This is a genomic window from Gammaproteobacteria bacterium, assembly GCA_016716465.1.
Lineage (GTDB): Bacteria > Pseudomonadota > Gammaproteobacteria > SZUA-140 > SZUA-140 > JADJWH01.
Genome location: JADJWH010000001.1, coordinates 585,326 through 607,761, shown reverse-complemented (window position 1 = coordinate 607,761; position 22,436 = coordinate 585,326). Strand labels below are relative to the sequence as shown.

Here is a 22,436-nt window from a genome sequence, read left to right as displayed (position 1 = left end):
TGATACCTCCGGGACACACGCACACAATCGATGCCTTCACCTTTGAGACGCCGCCGCGGACCTTCGGGTTCCTGTGCATCATCTCCCTTAAGCGGGCCTTCAGGATTGCGCCGATGCCGGACGGGGAACGTTCGCCGCCGCCATGCATACCCCGGGTCATTCTGATAATCTTTGCCGGGATGAGCACCGCGGCATGAATACATGGCGAAGTTGACTGTCGATCAGGCGCTTCTGCGCGCAAAGTCGCTTGAGCGAAAGGGCGAGAACGAGGAAGCGCGCGCGCTGTATCAGTCCGTGCTGCAAAACTTCCCGGGCAACCCGACGGCGCGAGAGGCCCTCGCCCGGCTCGGTCAGGCCGCCGCGTCCGGCCCGTCTCCACCCCAGGAATCACTCGATCACCTGCTGGCCCTCTATCACCAGGGTCAGCTCGACGTCGTCGCCGCACAGGCGGAGCGGCTCGCACGGGAATTCCCCGCGTCATTCCTGCTGTGGAATATCCTGGGGGCGTCATGCGCCCAGATCGGAAAAGCCGCCATCGCCGAGCAGGCGTTCCGCCGGGCCACCGAACTCAAACCCGATTTTCCCGATGCCTTCAGCAATCTCGGTAATATCCTGAAGGATCAGGGTCGGCTTGAGGAGGCCGTCGCGAGCTTTACCCGCGCCATCGAACTGAATCCCGGTTTCGCAGAGGCGCACGGAAATCTCGGCAACGCGCTCAGGAATCTGGACAGACTCGACGAGGCCTCCGCCAGCTTCGCGCGGGCGATCGCGCTGAAACCCGACCACCTCGAAGCGCACTGCAACCTGTTCGAGCTTTTTGAGAAATCCAACTGCCTCGATTCCGCGCGAGAAGTCCTGGAGAACGCCCGCAAGGTGTTCCCGGTGTTTCCCCCGGAGCTGAGGCTGCGCAGCGCCGCCTATCACTTCCGGCTGAAGGAATTCGACGCCGTGATCGCCGAGCTGCAAGGAATCGGCGGGCAGGACCTGAGGCTCACATCGGAAATCAAGCGCCAGGAACTGCTGGCCAAATCACTCGAAAAGACCCGCCGCTACGCGGACGCCTTCCTGCACATGCGCAGGATGAACGAGCTTATCCACTCGGCCTATCCGGCCTTCGGGAAACCGGCGGCGGACTATCTTGAAAACATCGAAAGGCGAAAGCGGCAACTGCAGTCCGCGCAAAAGGAAAGGCCGTCCGCACGACCCGCTCCCGCCGGGCTCCAGCCGGTGTTTCTGGTCGGATTTCCACGCTCCGGCACCACTCTGCTCGATGCCTTTCTCCGCGGCCATCCGCGCATCGAGGTCGTGGAGGAAAAACCGATGCTGGTGCGGGCGTTCGCCTCCATCGACGAATTCAGCTCGCCGGTCGCGATCGAGTCTCTGGACGCGGAAACGCTGGACCGGATGCGCGGGCGGTACTTCGACGAACTGGGCCGGCATCTCAGGCACGAAGACGGAAAGACCGTCGTCGACAAGCTGCCCCTGAACCTGACCCTGGCGCCGGAGATGCACGCCCTGTTTCCGGATGCGCGCTATATCCTGGCGCTGCGACACCCGCTCGATTGCCTGCTGAGCAACTACAAGCAGAATTTCAAACCCAACGTCCCGATGTACCTGATGTCGGACCTGGCGAAGGCCTCGGCCTTGTACGACGCGGCGATGTCGGTCTTTCATCTCAGCCAGGAGCGCTACGGCCTGGCCGTCCACCGCGTGCGTTATGAAGACCTGACGCAGGATACCGAGGCCGCGCTGAAATCACTTGTCGCGTTCCTCGGCCTGGAATGGGACGCCGACCTGCTGGATCACCGGCGCACCGCCGCGCAAAGACAGATGATCAACACTCCCAGCTACAGCCAGGTCGTCGAGGGCGTCTACCGGGATTCGAACGACCTGTGGCGAAACTATGAAGCGGAACTGCGCGCCTTCACGCCCGGACTGCGGCGCTGGATGGAGGAATTCGGCTATCGGTAAGTTAGGGTCAACGCGCAAAAAACGCGGACAGCGCACGAGCGGAGGGTTTAACCCGGCATCTTGAATGGCTCCCCGGGGCGGACTCGAACCACCGACCAAGTGATTAACAGTCACCTGCTCTACCGACTGAGCTACCGGGGAATGGATACCAGGAGGTTACAGCGCGACAATGGTACTGAATCGCCGCTCCCCGGGTCAATAGAGAATTGCCAAAATCAGGCCGCCCCGGCTAGGATCGACGCAAGGTTACAGGGAGGCTCGCGGCCGCGGTGAGCAAGGACCAGGACAAGGAAGATCAGGCGCTGTTCCGGGCCAGCGTCAAGGGCGTCAAGCGCCTGCAGCAGCGCACACCGCCGCCCCGGAAAGCGCGCATCCCGCCGACGCCGCGCAAGCGCCCGCACAACGAGACCCGCGCGCCCGCCGATGACTACGTCCCGGAATCCGCCGTCGGCATGGAAGTCGACGGGGAACTGGACTATACCCGCCCGGGACTGCAGCACGGTGTCATGCGCAAGCTCCGCCGCGGTCAGTTCCCCGTCGACGCCGAGCTCGACCTGCACGGCATGACGGCCACCATCGCGCGGCGCGAGCTGTATGCCTTCCTCGAACGATGCCGGACAGCCGCGGCGCGCTGCGTCCTGATCATCCACGGCAAGGGGCTCAGCACGCCGGACCGGCGGCCGGTGCTGAAGTCCGGCGTCAACGCCTGGCTGCGCCAGCGCGACGATGTCCTCGCCTTCTGTTCCGCGCGTCCACGCGACGGCGGCACCGGCGCCCTGTACGTATTGTTGAGAAAGCAGTCCTGAAGGATCCCGCACGCGGCCTCCGGACGGGGCAGGCGCGGGCAAAGTTTGCTAGACTTGCGCACTCGCGCAACCGCCGCCCGACAGCCGTATCCACCATGACCGATTTCATTCCGGACGCAGACACCGCCGACTCGCGCGTCTCCCCGTTCCATCCGCCGCTGCCGCGCCCGGACGGTCGCGTCTTCGAATGGGGCCGCCTGTATGGCAGCGGGGCCGGCTTGGCCATCGCCGGCGCCGCCCGCGACCACGACGGTCCGGTGATCGTGCTCACCTCCGGCATGCCCGCCACCGAGCGGCTGGAACATGAACTGCGGTTCTACCTGGCGGAGTCCGATCCGCCCGTACTGATCCTGCCCGACCGGGAAACGCTGCCTTACGATGCGTTCTCGCCGCACCAGGACATCGTGTCGGAGCGACTCGACACGCTGCAGCGCCTCCCCGGCCTGCGCAAAGGCATCCTGCTCGCGCCGGTCGCGACGGCGATGGTGCGGCTCGCGCCGCGCGCCTATCTCGACGCCTTCAGCCTGCGGCTCGACGTCGGCGAGCGTATCGACACCGAACACATGCGCGCACGCCTCGCCCGCAGCGGGTACCGTCTCGCGGCGCAGGTCATGGAACACGGCGAGTTCTGCATCCGCGGCAATCTGATCGATCTCTATCCGATGGGCAGCGCACTCCCCTTCCGCCTCGAACTGCTCGACGACGAGATCGAGAGCATGCGCACCTTCGACCCCGAAACCCAGCGCTCGGTCGAGCGCGTGGAACGGATCCGGCTGCTGCCGGCGGGGGAATTCCCCCTGCACGAGGAAGCGATCGAGCAATTCCGCCGCGAGTTCCGCCGCCGTTTCGCCGGCGACCCGCAGCGCAGCCCGATCTACCGCGACGTCAGCCAGGGGCTCGCGCCCGCCGGCATCGAATACTATCTCCCGCTGTTCTTCGACCATACCGAGACCCTGTTCGATTACCTCCCCGCCAACAGCCTGGTCCTGCTCTCCGCCGATACCGGACCGGCGATCGAACAGCACTGGGCCGAGATCGGCGAACGCTACGAACAACTGCGTCATGACGCGGAACGCCCGCTGGTCCCGCCGGAAGCGCTGTTCCTGACCGAAGACGACATCACCGCGGCGCTTGCCGGTGTCGCGCGCTGCCAGCTGCAGACGGTCGAACTGGAGACGACGGCTGCGAGCCGGAATCTTGCGCTCGATGCACCCCCCGGCCTCAGTCAGCCGGCGCGCGCGCGCCACCCGCTCGAATCGCTGCTCCGGTTTCTTGATGTGTACGCCGGGCGAGTCCTGCTGATCGTGGAGACACCGGGGCGCCGCGAGAGCCTGCTCGCGATGCTGCACGACGCGGAACGTTTCCCGCGCACCTATCAGGACTGGCGCGGCTTCCTCGACGACGACGCCCCGCTCGGCATCGCCGTCGCGGGACTCGAACGCGGACTGGTCATCGAGGAACCTGCCATCGCGGTCATCACCGAGGCGCAGATCTTCGGCGAGTACGTCATGCAGCGCCGCCGCCGGAACAAGCGCGGCCGCGACGCCGAGGCGGTCATCCGCAACCTGACCGAACTCGCCATCGGCTCGCCGGTGGTGCACGAGGAACACGGCGTCGGCCGCTATCTCGGCCTGCAGATGCTGACCGCCGGCGGCGTGCAGAACGAATTCCTCAAGCTGGAATACGCCGGCGGCGACAAGCTCTATGTCCCGGTCAGCTCGCTGCAGCTGATCAGCCGCTACACCGGCGCCGCCCCCGAACAGGCGCCGCTGCACAGGCTCGGCAGCGGCCAGTGGCAGCGCGCGCGCCGCCGCGCCGCCGAGCGCGCCCGCGACGTCGCCGCGGAACTGCTCGACATCTACGCCCGCCGCGAGGCGCGCCCGGGCCGGGTCTTCGCCCTGCCCGACGACCAGTACGCCGCCTTCGCCGCCGGCTTCCCGTTCGAGGAGACGCCCGACCAGCTGGACGCCATCAACGATGTGATCGCCGACATGACCGCCGGCAAGACGATGGACCGCCTGGTCTGCGGCGATGTCGGTTTCGGCAAGACCGAGGTGGCGATGCGCGCGGCCTTCGTCGCCGTGCAGGGCGGCGCCCAGGTCGCCGTACTGGTACCCACCACGCTGCTGGCCCAGCAGCATTACCACAACTTCAGGGACCGCTTCGCCGACCTGCCCGTACGTATCGAGGTGCTGTCACGTTTCCGCTCCGGCAAGGAACAGGACACGGTGCTGGCGGCGCTGGCGGAGGGCAAGGTCGATATCATCATCGGCACGCACAAGCTGCTGCAGCCCGCCGTCCGCTTCAAGGACCTCGGCCTCGTCATCCTCGACGAGGAGCACCGCTTCGGCGTGCGCCAGAAGGAACGCCTGAAGGCGCTGCGCGCCGAGGTGGACATCCTCACGCTGACCGCGACGCCGATCCCGCGCACGCTGAACATGGCGCTGTCGAACCTGCGCGACCTGTCGATCATCGCCACGCCGCCGCAGCGCCGCCTCGCGGTCAAGAGCTTCGTGCGCGAATGGAGCCGGCCGCTGCTGCGCGAGGCCTGCCTGCGCGAGATCCACCGCGGCGGCCAGGTCTACTTCCTGCACAACGAGGTGCGCACCATCGACAGGATCGCCGCCGAGCTGCGCGAGATCGTGCCGGAAGCGAGCCTGCGCGTGGCCCATGGCCAAATGGCGGAGCGCGAACTCGAGCAGATCATGCAGGACTTCTACCACCAGCGCTTCAACCTGCTGGTGTGCACCACCATCATCGAGAGCGGGATCGACATCCCCAACGCCAACACCATCATCCTGAACCGCGCCGACCATCTCGGCCTGGCGCAGCTCTATCAGCTGCGCGGCCGCGTCGGGCGCTCGCACCACCAGGCCTATGCCTATCTGATCGTGCCGCCGCGCGGCGCGATGACCGCCGACGCCGTGAAGCGCCTGGAGGCGATCGAGTCGATCGAGGCCCTGGGGGCGGGCTTCACCCTGGCGACCCACGACCTCGAGATCCGCGGCGCCGGCGAACTGCTCGGCGAGGAACAGAGCGGCCAGATCCAGGAAGTGGGTTTCTCCATGTACATGGAGCTGCTCGAACGCGCGGTCGACGACCTCAAGTCCGGCCGCACGCCGCGCCTGGACGACCCGATCGCGCTGGACGCCGAGATCGAACTGGGCGAACCGGCGCTGATCCCGGAGGACTACCTGCCGGACGTCCACGGACGGCTGGTCATGTACAAGCGCATCGCCAGCGCCGCCGATCCCGACGAGCTGCGCGAGCTCCAGGTCGAGATGATCGACCGCTTCGGCCTGCTGCCGGATCCGGTCAAGCACCTGTTCGAGGTCGCGCGGCTCAAGCTCACCGCGGTCCCGCTCGGCGTGCGCAAGATCGAGCTGACGGCCGAGGCCGGCCGCATCGTCTTCGGGCCCGAACCGAAGATCGACAGCGCCCGCCTCATCGGCCTGATCCAGAAACAGCCGGATCGTTACCGCCTGCACGGGGCGGATCGCCTGCAGTTCAAGTATCCGGCGGCCGATCTCGGCGGACGCCTGCAGGCGACCTACGACCTGCTCGCGCGGATCACGGGCGACAAGACCACCGCACCCGCCGGCTGACCGCGCGCCCGCACATGCCGGATGGCGGGAGGACAAGCCGTCGGCGCATCCGGCGGGGCCGGATTTTCCATAGAATCAGTGTAATTCCTATTTCCTCAGCCTCCCTTTTCGGTAATCCTATTAACCAGTTACGGTGGCCTCGGCTGCGAAGTCAACAACAAAAAGAATAGCGTTTGTACTGGATAACCGGTCGACCGGAAGTCGGCGCTGCAGGAGAGCAACGTGCATTGCGGAACGGATAACCACACCTTCCAGATTCTAGCGGACAATATCGACGAGGCATTTTGGCTGACCGGCGCGGATGGCAAAGAGATCTTCCATGTCAGCTCCGTGTATCAACGCCTCTGGCAACAAACCGGTGACACCCTGATCGCGCAGCCGCGCGCCTGGTGCGCGGCCATCCATCCCGAAGACCGCCCGCGGATCGAACGCGCCTTCGAGGCCTATCTCGCCGCGCCCGACGAGAGCGGCTTCCAGACCCGCTTCCGTCTGCGCCGCCCCGACGGCAGCGTCCGCTGCGTAGAGATGCGCATACTTCCGGTCCCCGACGAAAACCCGCGCCATCTGTTCCTCGCCCGCGACATCACCGAGCTGAGGCAGACCCATGCCGCCCTGCAGGAATCCAACGACAAGCTGGTCAGGCTGACCCGCCATCAGGAAACCGTCCACGAGGCCCACCGTACCGGCATTGCGCGCGAGATCCACGATGAACTGGGACAGGCGCTCACCGTGATGAACCTGGATCTGTACTGGCTGCGCAGGCATTGCCCGCCCGACGAACCCATACACGCCAAGCTGGACGAAATGCGCGACCTCATCGAGCGCACGGCCAGCGCGGTGCAGGACATCGCCACGCGCCTGCGCCCCGCCAATCTGGGCGCCTTCGGACTGGAGGGCGCGCTCGACTGGTTCATCAGCCGGTTCCGGCAGCAGAACGACGGCCTGGACTGCAAAGCCTCCATCAAGCTGGACGGGAATCAGATCGACCATGACTGTTCCATCGCGCTGTACCGCATCCTGCAGGAGGCGCTTACCAACATATCGCGTCATGCGCGCGCCCGGTCGGTCACGATCGACGTCTTCCATGACCACGACGCCGTCCTCCTCACCGTGGAGGACGACGGTGTCGGTATCGGGGAGCAGGATCTGCAGCGCGGCGACGCCTGGGGACTGATCGGGATGCGGGAGCGCGCCGCCGCCCTGCGCGGTAAAATCGACATTCGCCGTCAGGCCGCGGGCGGCACCCGGCTTGCGGTCTGCCTGCCGCTGTCACGCGCGGAGACGCCCCGCGGAAAGCGGCAATGCGAACCCAACGAACCCTGCTGCCCGGACTTCCCGGAAGTGGGTGGATGAGATATGTCGATGGAGGCGGTGCTGGAGATCGTTACCCGGATAGCCTGACGGAACAGCACTGACCCGCTTCCACGCCCCGAATCCATGGCGCGATACCGAACAACTGACATAAAACCAATATCAGGGAGTCTATGATACGAGTACTCATCGCAGATGATCACCCCGTGATCCGGCAGGGCCTGCGCCAGATACTGTCCGAGCAGGCGGAGGCGTTCAGCGTCGGAGAAGCGGAATGCTGCCTGGATGTGGTGCGCCAGGTGCGCAACGGGGAATGGGACGTGGTCCTGCTCGACATCAGCATGCCGGGCAAGAGCGGCCTGGACGCGCTGAAGCAGATCCGGAACGAAAAACCCCAGACCCAGGTTCTTATCTTCACCGTGCACCCGGAGGACCACTATGGGCTGCGCGCGCTCAAGGCGGGCGCAGCGGGCTATGTGACCAAGCAGAGCGATCCGGACATGCTCGTCTCGGCCATCGTCCGCGTGGCCCAGGGCGGGAAGTTCATCACCCAGTCCCTCGCCGAGAAACTGGCCAGCACCCTGGACGCGGACTTCGAACGCCCGCCGCACGAGGTGCTGACCGATCGCGAGTTCCAGATCTTCAACCTGCTCGCCACCGGCAAGACCGTTTCCGAGATCGCCTCCGCCCTGGCGCTGAGCGTGAAGACGATCAGCACGCATCGCACCAAGATCCTCACCAAGATGCACCTGCGCAACAACGCCGAGCTGATGCACTATTCCATGCGTCACGGGCTCGAACTGAGCCAGGCCATCGACTCGCAGACCTGAAGGTCGCCCCGCCGCTTTCCGGGAGGCTATTCTTCAGTCGCCGCGGGGGCCTCCGGGCGCGGTCAGCTCCTGCTCGAAGCCGAACAGGCGCAGATCCCGGATGCGGCGCGGATAGAGAATGCCGTCCAAGTGGTCGCATTCGTGCTGCACGACGCGGGCATGGAAGCCGCTGACCTCGCGCTCGATGCGTTCGCCGCGCGGGTCGTGGCCTGTATAGCGCACGCGGGCGTAACGCGGCACACGCCCGCGCAGGCCGGGCACGCTGAGACATCCTTCCCAGCCCTCCTCCGTCTCGGATCCGATCGGGGTGATGACCGGATTGATCAGCACCGTGGTCGGGACCTCCTCGACGTCGGGATACCGCGGATTCTTCTCCACACCGAAGATGACGACGCGTCGGGACACGCCGATCTGCGGCGCCGCCAGCCCCGCCCCGGCCTCCGCCGCCATGGTGTCGAACATATCCTCGATCAACTGATCGAGCTCCGCCGTGTTGAACTCGGTCACGGGCTCGGCCACCTGCAACAGCAGGGGATTCCCCATCCTCAATACACTGCGCACCGCCATCGTTTTGACCTCACACCTCACCAAACCCGCCCATTGGGGACAGATATCTGTAAAAACGGGGACAGATTTATTTTATTTACCCCCAAATGGGGACAGATTTATTTTTGTGGGAAAGATTCGACTCATGTCCCACGAAAATAAATCTGTCCCCATTTATGCGGTACGATCCGTTTGTAGTACCCTAGAGCGCTTGAACCCTTCGATCCGGAAGCAAAAATTCCAGCATCCATGATCCGCGCCGCATCGCTCATCGCCCTGTCACTGTTCGTCGGCACCGCCCTGGGCGCTGCCGACGCCGATGCTCCACCCTGGTATGATGTGGAGGTCATCGTTTTCAAAAACAATACGCCTCCGGCCGCCGACGGGGAAATGTGGCCGATCGATCCCGGGATGCCGGCGCTGGAACAGGCCACCGAACTGGTCCCGGTGCCGCAGTCCAGCCCGCTGCCGGGCAGTCCTCAGCCTTTTCAACAGCTCGGCGACGCGAACCAGACCCTCGCGTCCGCGCTGACCCGGCTGTATGCCTCCCGTGACTACCACCCGCTGCTGCACCTCGCCTGGCGCCAGCCGGTGACCGCGCAGGCGGACGCGCCCGCGGTTCACATCTATAGCGGGGAGGATTCCGACGGCACAGAGGGGTCCGCACCGACGGAGGCGCCGGCCCGGGAACTCGATGGCACGGTGCGCGTCAGCCGCAACCGCTTCCTGCACATCGACTTGGATCTGCTGTTCCAGGAATCCGGTGCGGCGGGACCGGATGCGAGCGGGAGGACCTTTCGCCTGCGCCAGAGCCGGCGCGTCAACAGCGGCGAGGTGCACTACTTCGACCATCCCGCCTTCGGGGCGCTGATCAAGCTGACCCCCTACGAAGCACCCGGACAGAAGAAGACCGGCACGGCGCCCTGAGGCGCGGCTGCGCCGGATATCTTAATTCACAGCAGGGGGACGAGCCGGACCAGCATCGAGCGCACCCGCGCCATGCCGGTAGCGAGATTGCGTTCGATCTCTTCCATGGAGATGATCTCGCCCTCATCGCCGCGACCCGCGGCCCAGTTGGCGATGACGGCGCACACCGCGTATTCCAGGTCGAGCTCGCGCGCCAGCGCCGCCTCCGGCATGCCCGTCATGCCGACGATGGTGCAGCCGTCGCGCTCCAGGCGATCGATCTCGGCGGCGGTCTCCAGTCGCGGTCCCTGGGTGATCCCGTAGACACCGTCCTCGCAGGCATCCAGCCCCACCTCGCGGCAGCTGCGGATCACCAGTGCGCGCAACTCCTCGCTGTAGGGATAGGTGAAGTCGATGTGCGTGACATGGGTCAGCCCGTCCTCGTAGAAGGTCGAGGCGCGCGCCCAGGTGTAATCGATGATCTGGTCCGGCACCACCAGCCGGCCCGGGGGCAGATCGGCGTGAATGCCGCCCACCGCCGCCACCGCAATGACGCGCCGGACGCCGATCTCCTTCAGCGCCCAGACGTTCGCGCGGTAATTGATCCGGTGCGGCGGGATGGTGTGGCCGTAGCCGTGGCGGGCGAGGAAGATCACTTCCTTGCCGTTCAGCACCCCGTGCGTGAGCGGACCGGAAGGCTCGCCGTAGGGCGTGTGCATGACCTCCTTGCGGGTGATCTGCAAGCCCTCCAGCGCCGTCAGCCCGGTGCCGCCGATGATCGCCAGCTCAGGCATGATCGTCCCTCACGGCGTAGATGCCAGGCGCGTTGCGCAGGTATTCCTTGTAGTCCATGCCACAGCCGAACACGTAGCGGTCCTCCACCTCCAGCCCGACGAAGTCGGCGCGATAGGCCGCCTTGCGATCGTGCCGCTTGTTGACCAACACCGCGCTGTAGACCCGGCGCGCGCCGGCGGCCTTGCAGGCCTCGACGATCGCCTCCAGCGTATGGCCCTCGTCGTGGATGTCATCGACCAGCAGCACGATCCGATCGGTCAGCGCCTGCGTCGGACGCACGATCCAGTGCAGCTCCGCCCCGCTGGTCTTGCCGCGATAGCGCGTGGCGTGCAGGTAATCGACCTGCAGCGGGAAGGCTAGCCGCGGCAGCAGCATGCCGGCGGTGATCAGGCCGCCCTGCATGACCGTGATTACGAGCGGGTTGGCCTCGGCCAGGACATAGGAGATGTCGAGCGCGAGCCGGTTCAGCGCCGCCTCGACCTCGGTGCGGTCGTACAGGCACTCGGCGGCGCCGTAGACCGCCATGGCTTGCTGGGGCGTGATGGACATCGGGAAGTGTGGGGCCGCGTCGCGTTTTATTATGGGATCACAATGCCCGGATTATAGCCGCCGGCCGGCGGCCATGTCACCCGCCCTGCGCGCGCAACAGTTCGATAAACTGCGCCTCGTCGAGGACCGGCACGCCGAGTTCCTGCGCCTTCACCAGTTTGGAGCCGGCCTCGGCGCCGGCGACCACGCAATGGGTCCGGGCCGAGACGCTGCCCGCGACCTTGGCGCCCAGTCGCTGCAGGCGCTCCTTCGCCTCGTCGCGCGTCATCGACGCCAGCGTCCCGGTCAGCACGAAGGTCTGCCCGACCAGCGGACGCGCCACCGGGGCGCGCTCCGGCGCGGGCCAGCGGACGCCGGACGCGCGCAGGCGCTCGATCACTTCGAGATTGTGCGGCTCGCGGAAGAACCCGGCGATGTGGCCGGCGACGATCGGTCCGACGTCCGGCACCTGCTGCAGGCGCTCCTCGTTCGCCGCCATCACCGCGTTGAGATCGCCGAACTCGTCCGCCAGCTGCTGCGCCGTCGCCTCACCGACCTCCGGGATGCCGAGCGCGTACAGGAAGCGCGCCAGCGTCGTCTGCTTGCTGTGTTCGATCGCCGCGTGCAGGTTCGCCGCCGACTTCTCCGCCATGCGGTCCAGGGCGGCGAGCTGTTCCTGCGTCAGGCCGTACAGGTCGGCCGGGCTCTCGACCAGGCCGCGCTCCACCAGCTGGTCGATCAGCTTCTCGCCCAACCCGTCGATGTCCATCGCGCGGCGCGCGGCGAAGTGGTGGATGGCCTGCTTGCGCTGCGCCGGGCAGTACAGCCCGCCGCTGCAGTGCGCAACGACCTCGCCCTCCGGGCGCACCACGGCCGAGCCGCACACCGGGCAGTGCTCCGGCACCCGGAACGGTTCCGGCAGCGGATCGGGGCGGCGCGACTCCACCATGCCCATCACCTGCGGGATCACGTCGCCCGCGCGCCGCACGATCACCGTGTCGCCCGGACGCAGGTCCATGCGCTCGACCATCGCCACGTTGTGCAGCGTCGCGTTGGTCACCGTCACGCCGCCGACCCGCACCGGCTCCAGCCGCGCGACCGGCGTCAGCGCGCCGGTGCGCCCGACCTGGAACTCGATCGCCTTCAGCAATGTCGTCTCTTCCTTGGGCGGGAACTTGCAGGCCACCGCCCAGCGTGGCGCGCGCGCCACGAAGCCGAGGCGTTCCTGTTCCGGCACGGCGTTGACCTTGAACACCACGCCGTCGATCTCGTAGGGAAGCCCGTCGCGGCGCGCCTGCATACCGCGGTAATAGGCCGCGCAACCCTCCGCGCCCTGCACCACCGTCTGCTCCGGACACACCGGGAAACCCCACGACTGCAGCCGCTCCAGCACCTGATGCTGCCGGTCCGGCAATGTCCCGCCGGTGACCGTGCCGACGCCGTAGCAGAAGATGTCGAGCCGGCGCGCGGCGGTCATCTTCGGGTCGAGCTGGCGCAGGCTGCCAGCGGCGGCGTTGCGCGGATTGGCGAACAGCTTCTCGCCGCGCCGGATCGCCTCCGCGTTCAGGGCCTCGAAACTTTCCTTGGGCAGGTAGACCTCGCCGCGCACCTCGAGCCCGGACGGCCAGCCATCGCCGAACAGTCGCAGCGGGAGCGCGCGGATCGTGCGCAGGTTGGCGGTGATGTCCTCGCCGGTGGTGCCGTCGCCGCGCGTCGCGCCCTGCGTGAACACGCCGTCACGGTAGACCAGGCTGACCGCGACGCCGTCCATCTTGGGCTCCGCGTTGTATTCCACGGACTCCGCCTCCAGCCCCTCGCGCACGCGGCGGTCGAAGTCGGCCAACTCCTCCTCGTCGTAGGCGTTGGCGAGCGAGAGCATCGGAAGCTCGCGCCGCACCTTGCCGAACTCCGCCAGCGGCTCCGCGCCCACGCGCTGCGTCGGCGAGTCCGCCGTCACCAGCCCGGGATGCTTCTCCTCCAGCCCCTGCAGCTCGCGCAGCAGGCGGTCGTACTCGGCGTCCGGGATCTCCGGATCGTCGAGCACGTAATAACGGTAATTATGGTAGTTGAGCTGCTCGCGCAGCGCGGCGGCGCGGGCGGCAGCCTGTTTCGGGGTCGTCATGGGGCACTAGAGTAATGAGGAACGCGCGCGGAGGAAAGCCATGCAGGGTGGGCACGGTGTGTGTACCCACGCGGACATGGAGGATGCGAAGCAGTGGGCATGGAAAACGCGCTGCACCCGGCGGGGCGTATAAATTCGTCATTCCCGCGCGAAGGCGGGGGCGGGAATCCAGACACCAGCAAGAACCTGGATGCCCGCCTGCGCGGGCATGACGTTCAAAGGCACGGATGACGCCCGGGCCTAGGCCGTCGCCATCGCGACCGCCTGGTCGACGTCCACCGCCACCAGGCGCGAGACGCCCGGCTCGTGCATGGTGACGCCGACCAGCTGGTTGGCCAGCTCCATCGTGATCTTGTTGTGCGTGATGAAGATGAACTGCACGCGGTCCGACATCTCGCGCACCAGCTGGCACAGCCGGCCGGCGTTGACGTCGTCGAGCGGCGCGTCCACCTCATCGAGGATGCAGAACGGGGCCGGATTCAGCTCGAACATCGCGAACACCAGCGCCGCCGCCGTCAGCGCCTTCTCGCCGCCGGAGAGCTGGTGGATGTTGGCGTTGCGCTTGCCGGGCGGGCGCGCCATCACGGCCACGCCGGCCTCCAGCAGGTCGTCCCCGGTCATCTCGAGCTGCGCCGTGCCACCACCGAACAGCTTCGGGTACAGGCGGCCGAGCTGCTCGTTGACCTGGTCGAAGGTCTCCTTGAAGCGGGTGCGGGTCTCGTTGTCGATCTTGCGGATGGCGGTCTCCAGCGTGGACAGCGCCTCGTTGAGATCGGCGAGCTGGGCGTCCAGATAGGCCTTGCGCTCGGACTGCTCGGCGAACTCGTCGATCGCCGCGAGATTGATCGGCCCGATGCGCTCGATCTTCTGCGCCAGCCCTTCGAGGCGCTCGTGCCACACGTTCTCGACCGCCTCCGCCGGCATCTCGGCCAGCAGGGTCGCGAGTTCGTGGCCAGCCTCGGCGAGCTGTTCCAGCAGAGTCTGGTGGCGCACCACGAGCTCCTGGCGGTGCATGCGCAGGCGCTCCAGCGCGTCACGCTGGTCGCGTACCCGCTGTTCGGAGGCGTTGCGGGCATCGTCCAACTCGCGCAGGGCGAAGTCGCAGGCCTCGACCGCCTTGCGCGCCTCGGCGAGCCGCGTCTCCACTGCCAGCCGCTGCTCCAGCAAGCGATCCAGTTCGGTCTTCATCGTCTCGATCGGTTCGACGCTGGCGGACAGCGCGGCCTCCAATTCAGCGCGTTGGGCGTCGAGCTGGGCCAGCTGCTTCTCCACCCGGGCGAGTCCCGCGTCGAGCGTATTCAGCCGCGAGCGCGCGGATTCGATGCGCACGGCCAGCTCGCGCGCCGCCTCGCGGTCGCGCACGGCCTGCGTGCGGCAGTCCTCCAGCCGCGCGCGCAGTTCGTCGCGCCGCTGCTGCAGCCGTGCATGCTCCTCTTCCTGGCCCTGCGCCTCCGCGGCCACGGCCTCGAGACGCGCGCGCGCCTCGGCCAGTTCGTTGGTGTCGCGCCCGGACTGGTTGCGCGCCTCGTCGAGTTCCACCGCCAGGCGCTCGCGCCGGCGGCGGATCTGCTCCAGGCTGGCGTCGCGGCGGCTGATCTGGGCGCGCAGCTCCGCCTGCTGCTGCGTCGCGCCGTCGATGCGGCGGCGCAGCTCATCGCGCGCCTGGTCGAAACCGGCGATGCGCGCGTTGCCGTCGTGCAGGCGCTGTTCGAGCGCGCCGACGCGCGCCGTCACGGTGCCGAGCGACTGCGCGATCTCGCGCAGCTCCTGTTCGCGCGACAGCACGCCGGTCTTCTCATCCTGCGCGTTCACCACGCGCAGCCAGTCGCGGCCGACCCAGACGCCGTCGCGGGTGATCAGCGATTCGTGCGCGGCGAGACGCGCGCGCAGCGACATCGCCTGCGCCACGCCGTCGACCGCGTAGACACCGCCGAGGACCGAATCCAGCGGCCACGGCGCGCGCACCTTGTCGAGCAGCGCCGGCGCCAGTCCGCCCGGCCGCTGCGACGCGGCGGCGCCGTCGAAGACCGTCAGGCTCCCCTGCTCCAGGCCGCCCAGGCGTTCGGCGATAGCGTCCAGCGACGGCACGCGCACGGCCTCGAGATTGAGCCCGAGTACGGTTTCCACCGCGCGCTCCCAGCCCTTGTCGACCTGGATGTCTTCCGCCAGCCGGCGCACGTCACCCAGGCCCTGTTCCTCCAGCCAGCGCGCGACGTTCGTCTCCTGCTTGCCGAGCGCGACCTTCTGCAGCGCCTCCAGCGAGGCATGTTCGCGCTGCAACTCCTGCAGTCGCGCGCGCTCCTGTCCGAGTTCGGAGGAGGTGGCGGCGTTCGTCTGGCGCTGTTCGTCCAGTTGCGCGCCGAGCGCCTGCAGCTCCTGCCGCATGCCCTCGATCGTCGCGCTGACCTCGCCGAGCTGGTCATTCAGCGCGGCGGCCTCGGCCTCGACGGACTCGGTCCCCAGCCCCTGCTCCTCGCCCTGCAGGCGCAGCAGGCGCTCGTGCAGGCCGCGCAGGCGCTCCTCCAGGTTCTGGATGCGCGTGCGCTCGACCTCGGTCTTGCGACGCTGTTCGGCGACGCGGGAATTGTAGGTGTCCCAGTCGCCCTGCCATTCGTTCATCGCCTGCTCGGCGGCGGACAGCGCGGCCGCCGACGTGCGTTCGGCCTCTTCCTTCGCGGCGCGCTCGGGCTCGCTGGCCTCGAGCACCCGGCGCAGCTCGGCGATCTGGGCGCCGTCCTGCTCGCGATGCAACAGTGATTCCGCGCGCGAACGCTCCACCGCGGCGAGGTCGTCCCGGTTCTGCTGCTGTTTCTCGCGCGCGTGCTGGATCGACTGCTCGACGCGGGAGATGTCGGAACCCAGGCTGTAGAACTCGCCCTGGATGCGGTTGAATTCCTCGTTCGCCTCGACCTGTCCCTCGCGCTGCTTCTCGATGCCGGCCTCGATCGAACGCAGCCCGGCGATCTCCTTCTCGACCGCGTTCTCCTGGGCGGCGATAGCGCGCTGCTTCTCCTCCATCTCGGCGTCCAGGTTGCGGCAGCGCAGCGCCAGCAACTGGCCCTTCACCGTGCGTTCCTCGGCCTTCAGCTCGCGATAGCGTTCCGCGGTCTTGGCCTGGCGCTGCAGCGTCGCCAGGCGCCGCTCCAGCTCGCCGATCAGGTCACCGATGCGGTTGAGGTTCTCGCGCGTGTCGCGGATGCGGTTCTCGGTCTCGCGGCGGCGCTCCTTGTACTTGGAGATGCCGGCCGCCTCCTCGAGGAAGTTGCGCAGCTCTTCCGGCTTCGCCTCGATGATGCGGGAGATGGTGCCCTGCTCGATGATCGCGTAGCTGCGCGCCCCGAGGCCGGTGCCGAGGAACACGTCGGTGATGTCGCGGCGGCGGCAGCGCGTGCCGTTGAGGAAATAGACCGACTGCCCCTCGCGCGTCAGCTCGCGCTTGACGGAGATCTCGTTGTAGTTGGCATACTGGCCGCCGAGACGGCCGGTGCTGTTGTCGAACACCAGTTCGATGGTCGCCTGTCCGACCGGCTTGCGCGTCGCGGAACCGTTGAAGATGACGTCCGCGAGGGAGTCGCCGCGCAGGTGCTTGGCCGAACTCTCGCCCATGACCCAGCGCACGGCATCGATGACATTCGACTTGCCGCAGCCGTTCGGGCCGACGATGCCGACGAGCTGGCTGGGCAGTGCAAGGCTGGTGGGGTCGACGAAGGATTTGAAACCGGCGAGCTTGATCTTCTTGAGTTGCATGGGCCGCCACGATACAGGAAAAACGCCGCCTGAGACAAGATTAAAATCACCCGATTTGCTATCCTGTCAGCCGCCCGTGGACGGACCGCCGCAAGGCCCGCGCCCGGAACTGGAGACGCGGATGAATTGTCTCACCTAACTGACCGCCGGCCGGAGAATTCCTCCCGCCCCGACCAACGACCGGACACCCCTATGCCGAGCAGACCGAGCAAAGAACTGGAGACCTTCGACAACCCGCAGCCGGGGCGCGATTACACCATCCGCATCGAGATGCCGGAGTTCACCTGCCTGTGCCCGAAGACCGGCCAGCCGGACTTCGCCACCCTGAACCTCGAATACGTGCCGGCGGCCCGCTGCATCGAGCTCAAGTCGCTCAAACTGTATATATGGTCCTTCCGCGACGAAGGGGCCTTCCACGAGGCGGTGACCAACGCCATTCTCGACGACCTGGTGCGCGCCTGCGAACCCCACTACATGCGCCTGACCGCCGAGTTCAACGTGCGTGGTGGCATATACACCACCGTCGTGGCCGAACACCGCAGCGACGCCTGGACCCCGCCGGAGCCGGTGACGCTGCCGTAGGGAGATCCCCGGATTCCGCTCCGCTCCATCCGGGCTACGATTCCTGGCCTCGATATCCTGTAGCCCGGATAAAGGCGCGCAGCGCCGGCATCCGGGAACAGCGGGGGCCGCTGATTCCCCGGATTCCGCTGCGCTCCATCCGGGCTACACAGATCTATGAGATATCCGGGGACAGACTTAAGTCTGTCCCCATTTGTTGTTGTCCCCCGTGCCCGGGAAATGGACGGATTCGGAATCGTCCCCGATCCGGCGCCCGGTCCGGCGTTGATCCCCGGATTCCGCTCCGCTCCATCCGGGCTACGATTTCAGGCAACCGCTTGGGGGATTATTCCTTTGCCATCGCGCCTTTGCCCTTGTATCTTGTCCTGACACATGAATCCCGACCTGTTCCTCGGTATCGATTTCGGCACTGGCGGCTGCCGGGCGGCGGCCCTCGACGCCGGGGGAGAACTTCGGGTTGAGGCGGCCGTGGACCTGCCGCCGCCGCGGCGCGGCGACGGCACCAGCGAACAGGATCCCGCCCTGTGGTGGACCGCGCTGACCGAGGTCCTGCGCCGGATCGCCGGCCGGATCGAACCCGGGGACGTACGGGCGATCGCCGTGGACGGCACCTCCGCCACCCTGCTGCTGACCGATGCGACGGGGCGCCCGCTCGGACCGGCGCTGATGTACGACGATGCCCGCGGCCGCGCAGAAGCGGCGCGCATCGCCGCAATCGCGCCGGCCGGCTGCGCTGCGCACGGACCCACCTCCGCCCTCGCCAAACTGCTGCATCTGCAGGATCAACCCGCGGCACGCCATGCGCTGCACCAGGCCGACTGGATCGCCGGTCGCCTGTGCGACAGCTACGGAATCAGCGACGAGAACAACAGCCTGAAGCTCGGCTATGACGCCGTCGCACGCCGCTGGCCCGACTGGTTCGATCGCCTCGGCGTCCGGCGCGAGCTGCTGCCGCGCATCGTGCCGCCCGGCGCCCCGCTCGGCACGCTCTGCGCCCCGGAGATCCTGGCGCTCGGCTATCGCGCGGACATGCGTGTCGTCGCCGGCACCACCGACAGCGTCGCCGCCTTTCTCGCCACCGGCGCGCACGACCTCGGCACGGCGGTGACCTCGCTCGGCTCCACGCTGGTCTTGAAGGTGCTGGCCGAGCGGCCGGTGTTCGCGCCGGAGTTCGGCGTCTACAGCCACCGTCTCGGCGACCGCTGGCTGGCGGGCGGCGCGTCCAACAGTGGCGGCAATGTGCTGCTGCAGCACTTCAGCCGCGCCGAACTCGATGCGATGACGCCGAAACTGGATCCCCGTCATCCCACCGGACTCGACTACTACCCGCTCACCGCGCCCGGCGAACGCTTCCCGCACAACGATCCGGCCTGGCCGCCACGCCTGACGCCGCGACCGGCAGATGATGTTCAGTTCTTCCAGGGCCTGCTGGAAGGCATCGCGCGCATCGAGGCGCGGGGGTATCGGCTGCTGGCCGAACTCGGCGCCCCGTATCCGACGCAGGTGCTGACGGTCGGCGGCGGCGCGCGCAACGCGGCCTGGACCAGAATGCGGCAGGCACTGCTCGGCGTGCCGCTGCGCGCCGCGCGCAGCGAACAGGCCTGCCACGGCGCGGCGCGGCTGGCGCGGGAAGGGTTCCTCGCAAGCAGGCAGCGGAATATCCGATGATCGCATTCCTGCGCGGCGTGTCCTGCGTGTTTCGCGGCATCCCGCTGCTGCGTCGTCCCGGCGTGCGTCGCTACGTGATCGCCCCGCTGCTGATCAACCTGCTGGTGTTCGTCGCGCTGGTCGGGTACGGCATCGACCGCTTCGCCGAGCTGATCGCCTGGATCGAGACCCTGTTGCCGGCGTGGGTGTCGTGGCTGGACTGGCTGCTGTGGCCCGTGTTCGTCGTGATCGTGCTGCTGGCCGGGTTCATCGTCTGCCTGCTGCTCGCGACGCTGGTCGCCGCGCCCTTCACCGGCCCGCTCGCGGCCGCCATCGAGACGCAGCTGCGCGGGCGCGCCCCGACATCCGAACGCGGGTTCATCGCGGAGGGCGCCGCCGCGCTCGCCGGCGAGGTGCGTAAATTCGGCTATTTCGCCGTGCGCGCGGCGCCGCTCGGCCTGCTGGCGCTGATCCCCGGCGTCAACCTGATCGCCGCGCCGCTGTGGCTGCTGTTCAGCGCCTGGATGCTCGCGCTCGAATACGTCGAGGTCCCGCTCGGCAACCACGGCCACACCTTCCCCGCCGTGCGCGCGCGCCTCCTGCAACAGCCCGTGCCGGCGCTCGGCTTCGGCGCGACGATCCTGCTGCTGACGATGATCCCGTTCATTAACCTGCTGGTGATTCCGGTCGCCGTCGCCGGTGCGACGGTGCTGGCATGCGAAGAGCCTGAGACGTAGCCCGAATTAGGACGCAGGGGACGACAACAAATGGGGACAGACTTAAATCTGTCCCCAAATTTCTGTGTAGCCCGGATAAAGCGAAGCGGCATCCGGGGTGGTGGTGGGGAATTCCCGGATGCCGGCGCTACGCGCCTCTATCCGGGCTACGAAGCTGCATTGAGACTGGGGACGGATTTCAAATCCGTCCCCTCCCTGAATGTAGGGGACAGACTTAAGTCTGTCCCCATTTATCTCATACACGCCTCATCCCAAATACTTCTCAAGCCGCTCGACGCCCTCCCGCAATTGCTCGATCGCGGTGGTATACGCGAACCGCACGTGCCGTTCCGGGCGGTGATGGCCGAAGTCGCGGCCCGGCGTGATGGCGACGCCGGCGCGTTCGAGCAGGTCGAGGCAGAAGGCCTGGCTGTCGGTCGCATGGCGGGAACAGTCGGCGTAGAGGTAGAACGCGCCCTGTGGCGCGAGCGGGATGTCGAAACCGAGGTCGCGCAGGGCCGGCAGCAGGAAATCGCGCCGCGCGCGGAACTCCTCGCGACGCTGCTCCAGGATCGCCAGGGTCACGGGCTCGAAACAGGCCAGCGCCGCGTGCTGCGCCGGGGTGGGCGCGGCGAGAAAGATGTTCTGCGCCAGGCGGTCGATGGCCGGGATGAAGCGCTCGGGCGCGACCAGCCAGCCGAGACGCCAACCGGTCATGCAGAAATACTTCGAGAAGCTGTTCAGCACGAATACCGTGCCGGGCTGACTCAATGCGGTCCCGCCACGACCCTCGTAGACCAGGCCCTGATAGATCTCGTCGACGATCAGCGCCGCGCCGCGCGCTTCGACCAGCGCCGCGATGCGCTCCAGTTCCTCCGGCGCGATCACCGTGCCGGTCGGATTCGACGGCGTGGCGAGCATCACGGCGCGGGTGCGCGGCGTCCAGCGTGCCGCGATCAGTTCCGCGCTCAGCTGATAGCCGGTGCCGGCGTCCACCGGCACACCCACCGCCACGCCCTCGAACATGCGCACGAAGTGGCGGTTGCACGGATAGCCGGGATCGGCCATCAGCACCTCGTCGCCCGGATCGAGCAGCGTTCCGAGGATCAGTTGCAGCGCGCCGGAGGCGCCCGGCGTGATGACGATGCGCGCGGGATCCACCGCGAGGGCCTCGCGCGACCGGTAAAACGCGGCGATCGCCGCGCGCAGCTCGGGCAGTCCGGTTGCGGGCGTGTAGTGCGTGTGGCCCGCGCGTAGCGCGCGCATCCCGGCCTCGATCACCGGCGCGGGGCTGGTGAAATCGGGCTCGCCGATCTCCATGTGCACGATGGAACGGCCCGCGCGTTCCAGCGCGCGGGCGCGCGCAAGCACATCCATCACGTAAAACGGCGCGATGTCGTCCATGCGCCGCGCGACCGCCGGGACCGGCGCGTCGTCAGCCATAGGCGAGCAGGCGGCCCAGCACGGCGACGTTCACGCACCAGAACGGGCGCGGCAGGCGCTCCGCCGCGCGTCCGCCCAGCACCTTGCACGGCGCATTCGGCTCGCCGAGGTTATCGAGCACCAGTGCGGCGTCCTGATAGTCGCCGCCGCGGGTGTAGTCGTTGACGGTGATGACGGTCGGGATGCCGGCGCGGGTCGCCGCGACGATCCCGTTCTCCGAATCCTCGAACGCGATGCACTCCCGCGCGTCGAGGCCGAGCTTTTCGAGCGTGTAGGTATACACCGCCGGTGACGGCTTCTTGTCCGGCACCTCGTCCGCGCTCGCGATCACCTCGAACCAGCTCATCGCCTCCGGGCCGAGCGTGCTGTCGAGCAGCGCCTTGATATTATCGCCGGTCGTCGTGGTCGCGATGGCGAGTCGGATGCCGGCGGCGCGCGCCTCGCGCAGCAGGCGCTCCACGCCGGGACGCAGCGCGACCGCGCCCTCCTGCATCAGCTCGGCGTAGTAGCGGTTTTTCGCCGCGTGCAGCGCCGGGACGCCCGCGGCCACATCGGCGGGCACCGCGCCCCCGCGATAGACGTAGTCGTGGAGATAGTGATGCATGCGCTCCTTGCCGCCGGTCACGCTGAGCAGGCGTCCGTACAGCGCCACATCCCAGTCCCAGTCGTGGCCGGCCGCGGCAAAGGCGCGATTGAAGGCGATGCGGTGGCCATCACGCTCGGTGTCCGCCAGCGTGCCGTCCACGTCGAAGATCAATGCTTTCGGTAATGTCATAAAAATTTAATCAATAACAATTGGTTAGAATGGTAGCCTCGTATCTTACACCATAAGGCCGCGACTGGGGAGACCGCAGGACCCTCCCGCCGCCCCCGCCGGGCGC

At 67.4% G+C, this 22,436-nt stretch carries 16 protein-coding genes and 1 tRNA gene; 9 read left to right on the top strand and 8 right to left on the bottom strand.

Annotated elements, in window-relative coordinates; translation table 11 throughout:
- Window positions 1-201: 201 nt before the first annotated feature.
- Complete coding sequence (locus IPM20_02830; protein ID MBK9130568.1) at window positions 202-1,971, top strand: sulfotransferase; 1,770 nt, start codon at window positions 202-204, stop codon at window positions 1,969-1,971.
- Window positions 1,972-2,036: 65 nt separating this feature from the next.
- Here IPM20_02830 and IPM20_02825 read toward each other — a convergent pair.
- Window positions 2,037-2,112 (bottom strand) — tRNA-Asn (locus tag IPM20_02825).
- Between the two features lie 311 nt (window positions 2,113-2,423).
- Here IPM20_02825 and IPM20_02820 point away from each other — a divergent pair.
- From IPM20_02820 to IPM20_02805, 4 genes are all read left to right on the top strand, one after another.
- The gene (locus IPM20_02820) at window positions 2,424-2,777 is read left to right on the top strand and encodes a Smr/MutS family protein (GenBank protein MBK9130567.1); all 354 of its coding nucleotides are present in this window, start codon (window positions 2,424-2,426) and stop codon (window positions 2,775-2,777) included.
- A gap of 95 nt (window positions 2,778-2,872) precedes the next feature.
- Window positions 2,873-6,382, top strand: a complete 3,510-nt coding sequence (mfd, locus tag IPM20_02815; protein ID MBK9130566.1) for a transcription-repair coupling factor — start codon at window positions 2,873-2,875, stop codon at window positions 6,380-6,382.
- 222 nt (window positions 6,383-6,604) lie between these two features.
- A complete protein-coding gene (locus tag IPM20_02810) occupies window positions 6,605-7,735 on the top strand; it encodes a PAS domain-containing protein (protein ID MBK9130565.1) in 1,131 nt (376 codons plus the stop codon).
- A gap of 131 nt (window positions 7,736-7,866) precedes the next feature.
- Window positions 7,867-8,523: a response regulator transcription factor gene (locus IPM20_02805; protein MBK9130564.1), complete on the top strand. Its 657-nt coding sequence runs from the start codon at window positions 7,867-7,869 to the stop codon at window positions 8,521-8,523.
- Window positions 8,524-8,556: 33 nt separating this feature from the next.
- On the opposite strand, the gene IPM20_02800 is transcribed toward IPM20_02805, so the two are convergent.
- Window positions 8,557-9,090, bottom strand: a complete 534-nt coding sequence (locus IPM20_02800) for a peptide deformylase (GenBank protein MBK9130563.1) — start codon at window positions 9,088-9,090, stop codon at window positions 8,557-8,559.
- A 228-nt stretch (window positions 9,091-9,318) separates the two neighbouring features.
- Between IPM20_02800 and IPM20_02795 the strand changes: the two genes are divergently transcribed.
- Complete coding sequence (locus IPM20_02795; GenBank protein ID MBK9130562.1) at window positions 9,319-9,996, top strand: peptidoglycan binding protein CsiV; 678 nt, start codon at window positions 9,319-9,321, stop codon at window positions 9,994-9,996.
- A gap of 26 nt (window positions 9,997-10,022) precedes the next feature.
- Here the strand turns inward: IPM20_02795 and IPM20_02790 are convergent, their stop codons facing one another.
- The 4 genes from IPM20_02790 to smc all read right to left on the bottom strand — a co-directional run bounded on the left by IPM20_02790 (window position 10,023) and on the right by smc (window position 17,167).
- Window positions 10,023-10,769 carry an S-methyl-5'-thioinosine phosphorylase gene (locus tag IPM20_02790; protein ID MBK9130561.1) on the bottom strand — a complete coding sequence of 249 codons (747 nt, stop codon included), beginning with the start codon at window positions 10,767-10,769 and terminating at the stop codon, window positions 10,023-10,025.
- The gene (locus IPM20_02785; protein ID MBK9130560.1) at window positions 10,762-11,319 is read right to left on the bottom strand and encodes a hypoxanthine-guanine phosphoribosyltransferase; all 558 of its coding nucleotides are present in this window, start codon (window positions 11,317-11,319) and stop codon (window positions 10,762-10,764) included. The genes IPM20_02790 and IPM20_02785 overlap by 8 nt, the downstream gene beginning before the upstream one ends.
- 76 nt (window positions 11,320-11,395) lie before the next feature.
- A complete protein-coding gene (ligA, locus tag IPM20_02780; protein MBK9130559.1) occupies window positions 11,396-13,420 on the bottom strand; it encodes an NAD-dependent DNA ligase LigA in 2,025 nt (674 codons plus the stop codon).
- A gap of 240 nt (window positions 13,421-13,660) precedes the next feature.
- Window positions 13,661-17,167 (bottom strand): chromosome segregation protein SMC, encoded by a 3,507-nt coding sequence (gene smc, locus IPM20_02775; GenBank protein ID MBK9130558.1) that lies wholly within the window; start codon window positions 17,165-17,167, stop codon window positions 13,661-13,663.
- 192 nt (window positions 17,168-17,359) lie between these two features.
- Here smc and queF point away from each other — a divergent pair, with 192 nt between their 5' ends.
- The 3 genes from queF (at window position 17,360) to cysZ (ending at window position 20,133) form a co-directional block, all read left to right on the top strand.
- Window positions 17,360-17,749: an NADPH-dependent 7-cyano-7-deazaguanine reductase QueF gene (gene queF / locus IPM20_02770; GenBank protein MBK9130557.1), complete on the top strand. Its 390-nt coding sequence runs from the start codon at window positions 17,360-17,362 to the stop codon at window positions 17,747-17,749.
- A 372-nt stretch (window positions 17,750-18,121) separates the two neighbouring features.
- Entirely contained in the window at window positions 18,122-19,417 is a 1,296-nt protein-coding gene (locus IPM20_02765; protein ID MBK9130556.1) for an FGGY-family carbohydrate kinase, read from the top strand.
- The gene (gene cysZ, locus IPM20_02760; protein ID MBK9130555.1) at window positions 19,414-20,133 is read left to right on the top strand and encodes a sulfate transporter CysZ; all 720 of its coding nucleotides are present in this window, start codon (window positions 19,414-19,416) and stop codon (window positions 20,131-20,133) included. Before IPM20_02765 ends, cysZ begins: the two co-directional genes overlap by 4 nt.
- A 246-nt stretch (window positions 20,134-20,379) precedes the next feature.
- Here the strand turns inward: cysZ and IPM20_02755 are convergent, their stop codons facing one another.
- Both IPM20_02755 and IPM20_02750 read right to left on the bottom strand, forming a co-directional pair.
- The gene (locus tag IPM20_02755) at window positions 20,380-21,555 is read right to left on the bottom strand and encodes a pyridoxal phosphate-dependent aminotransferase (GenBank protein MBK9130554.1); all 1,176 of its coding nucleotides are present in this window, start codon (window positions 21,553-21,555) and stop codon (window positions 20,380-20,382) included.
- Complete coding sequence (locus tag IPM20_02750) at window positions 21,548-22,330, bottom strand: HAD family hydrolase (protein MBK9130553.1); 783 nt, start codon at window positions 22,328-22,330, stop codon at window positions 21,548-21,550. Before IPM20_02750 ends, IPM20_02755 begins: the two co-directional genes overlap by 8 nt.
- Window positions 22,331-22,436 lie beyond the last annotated feature (106 nt).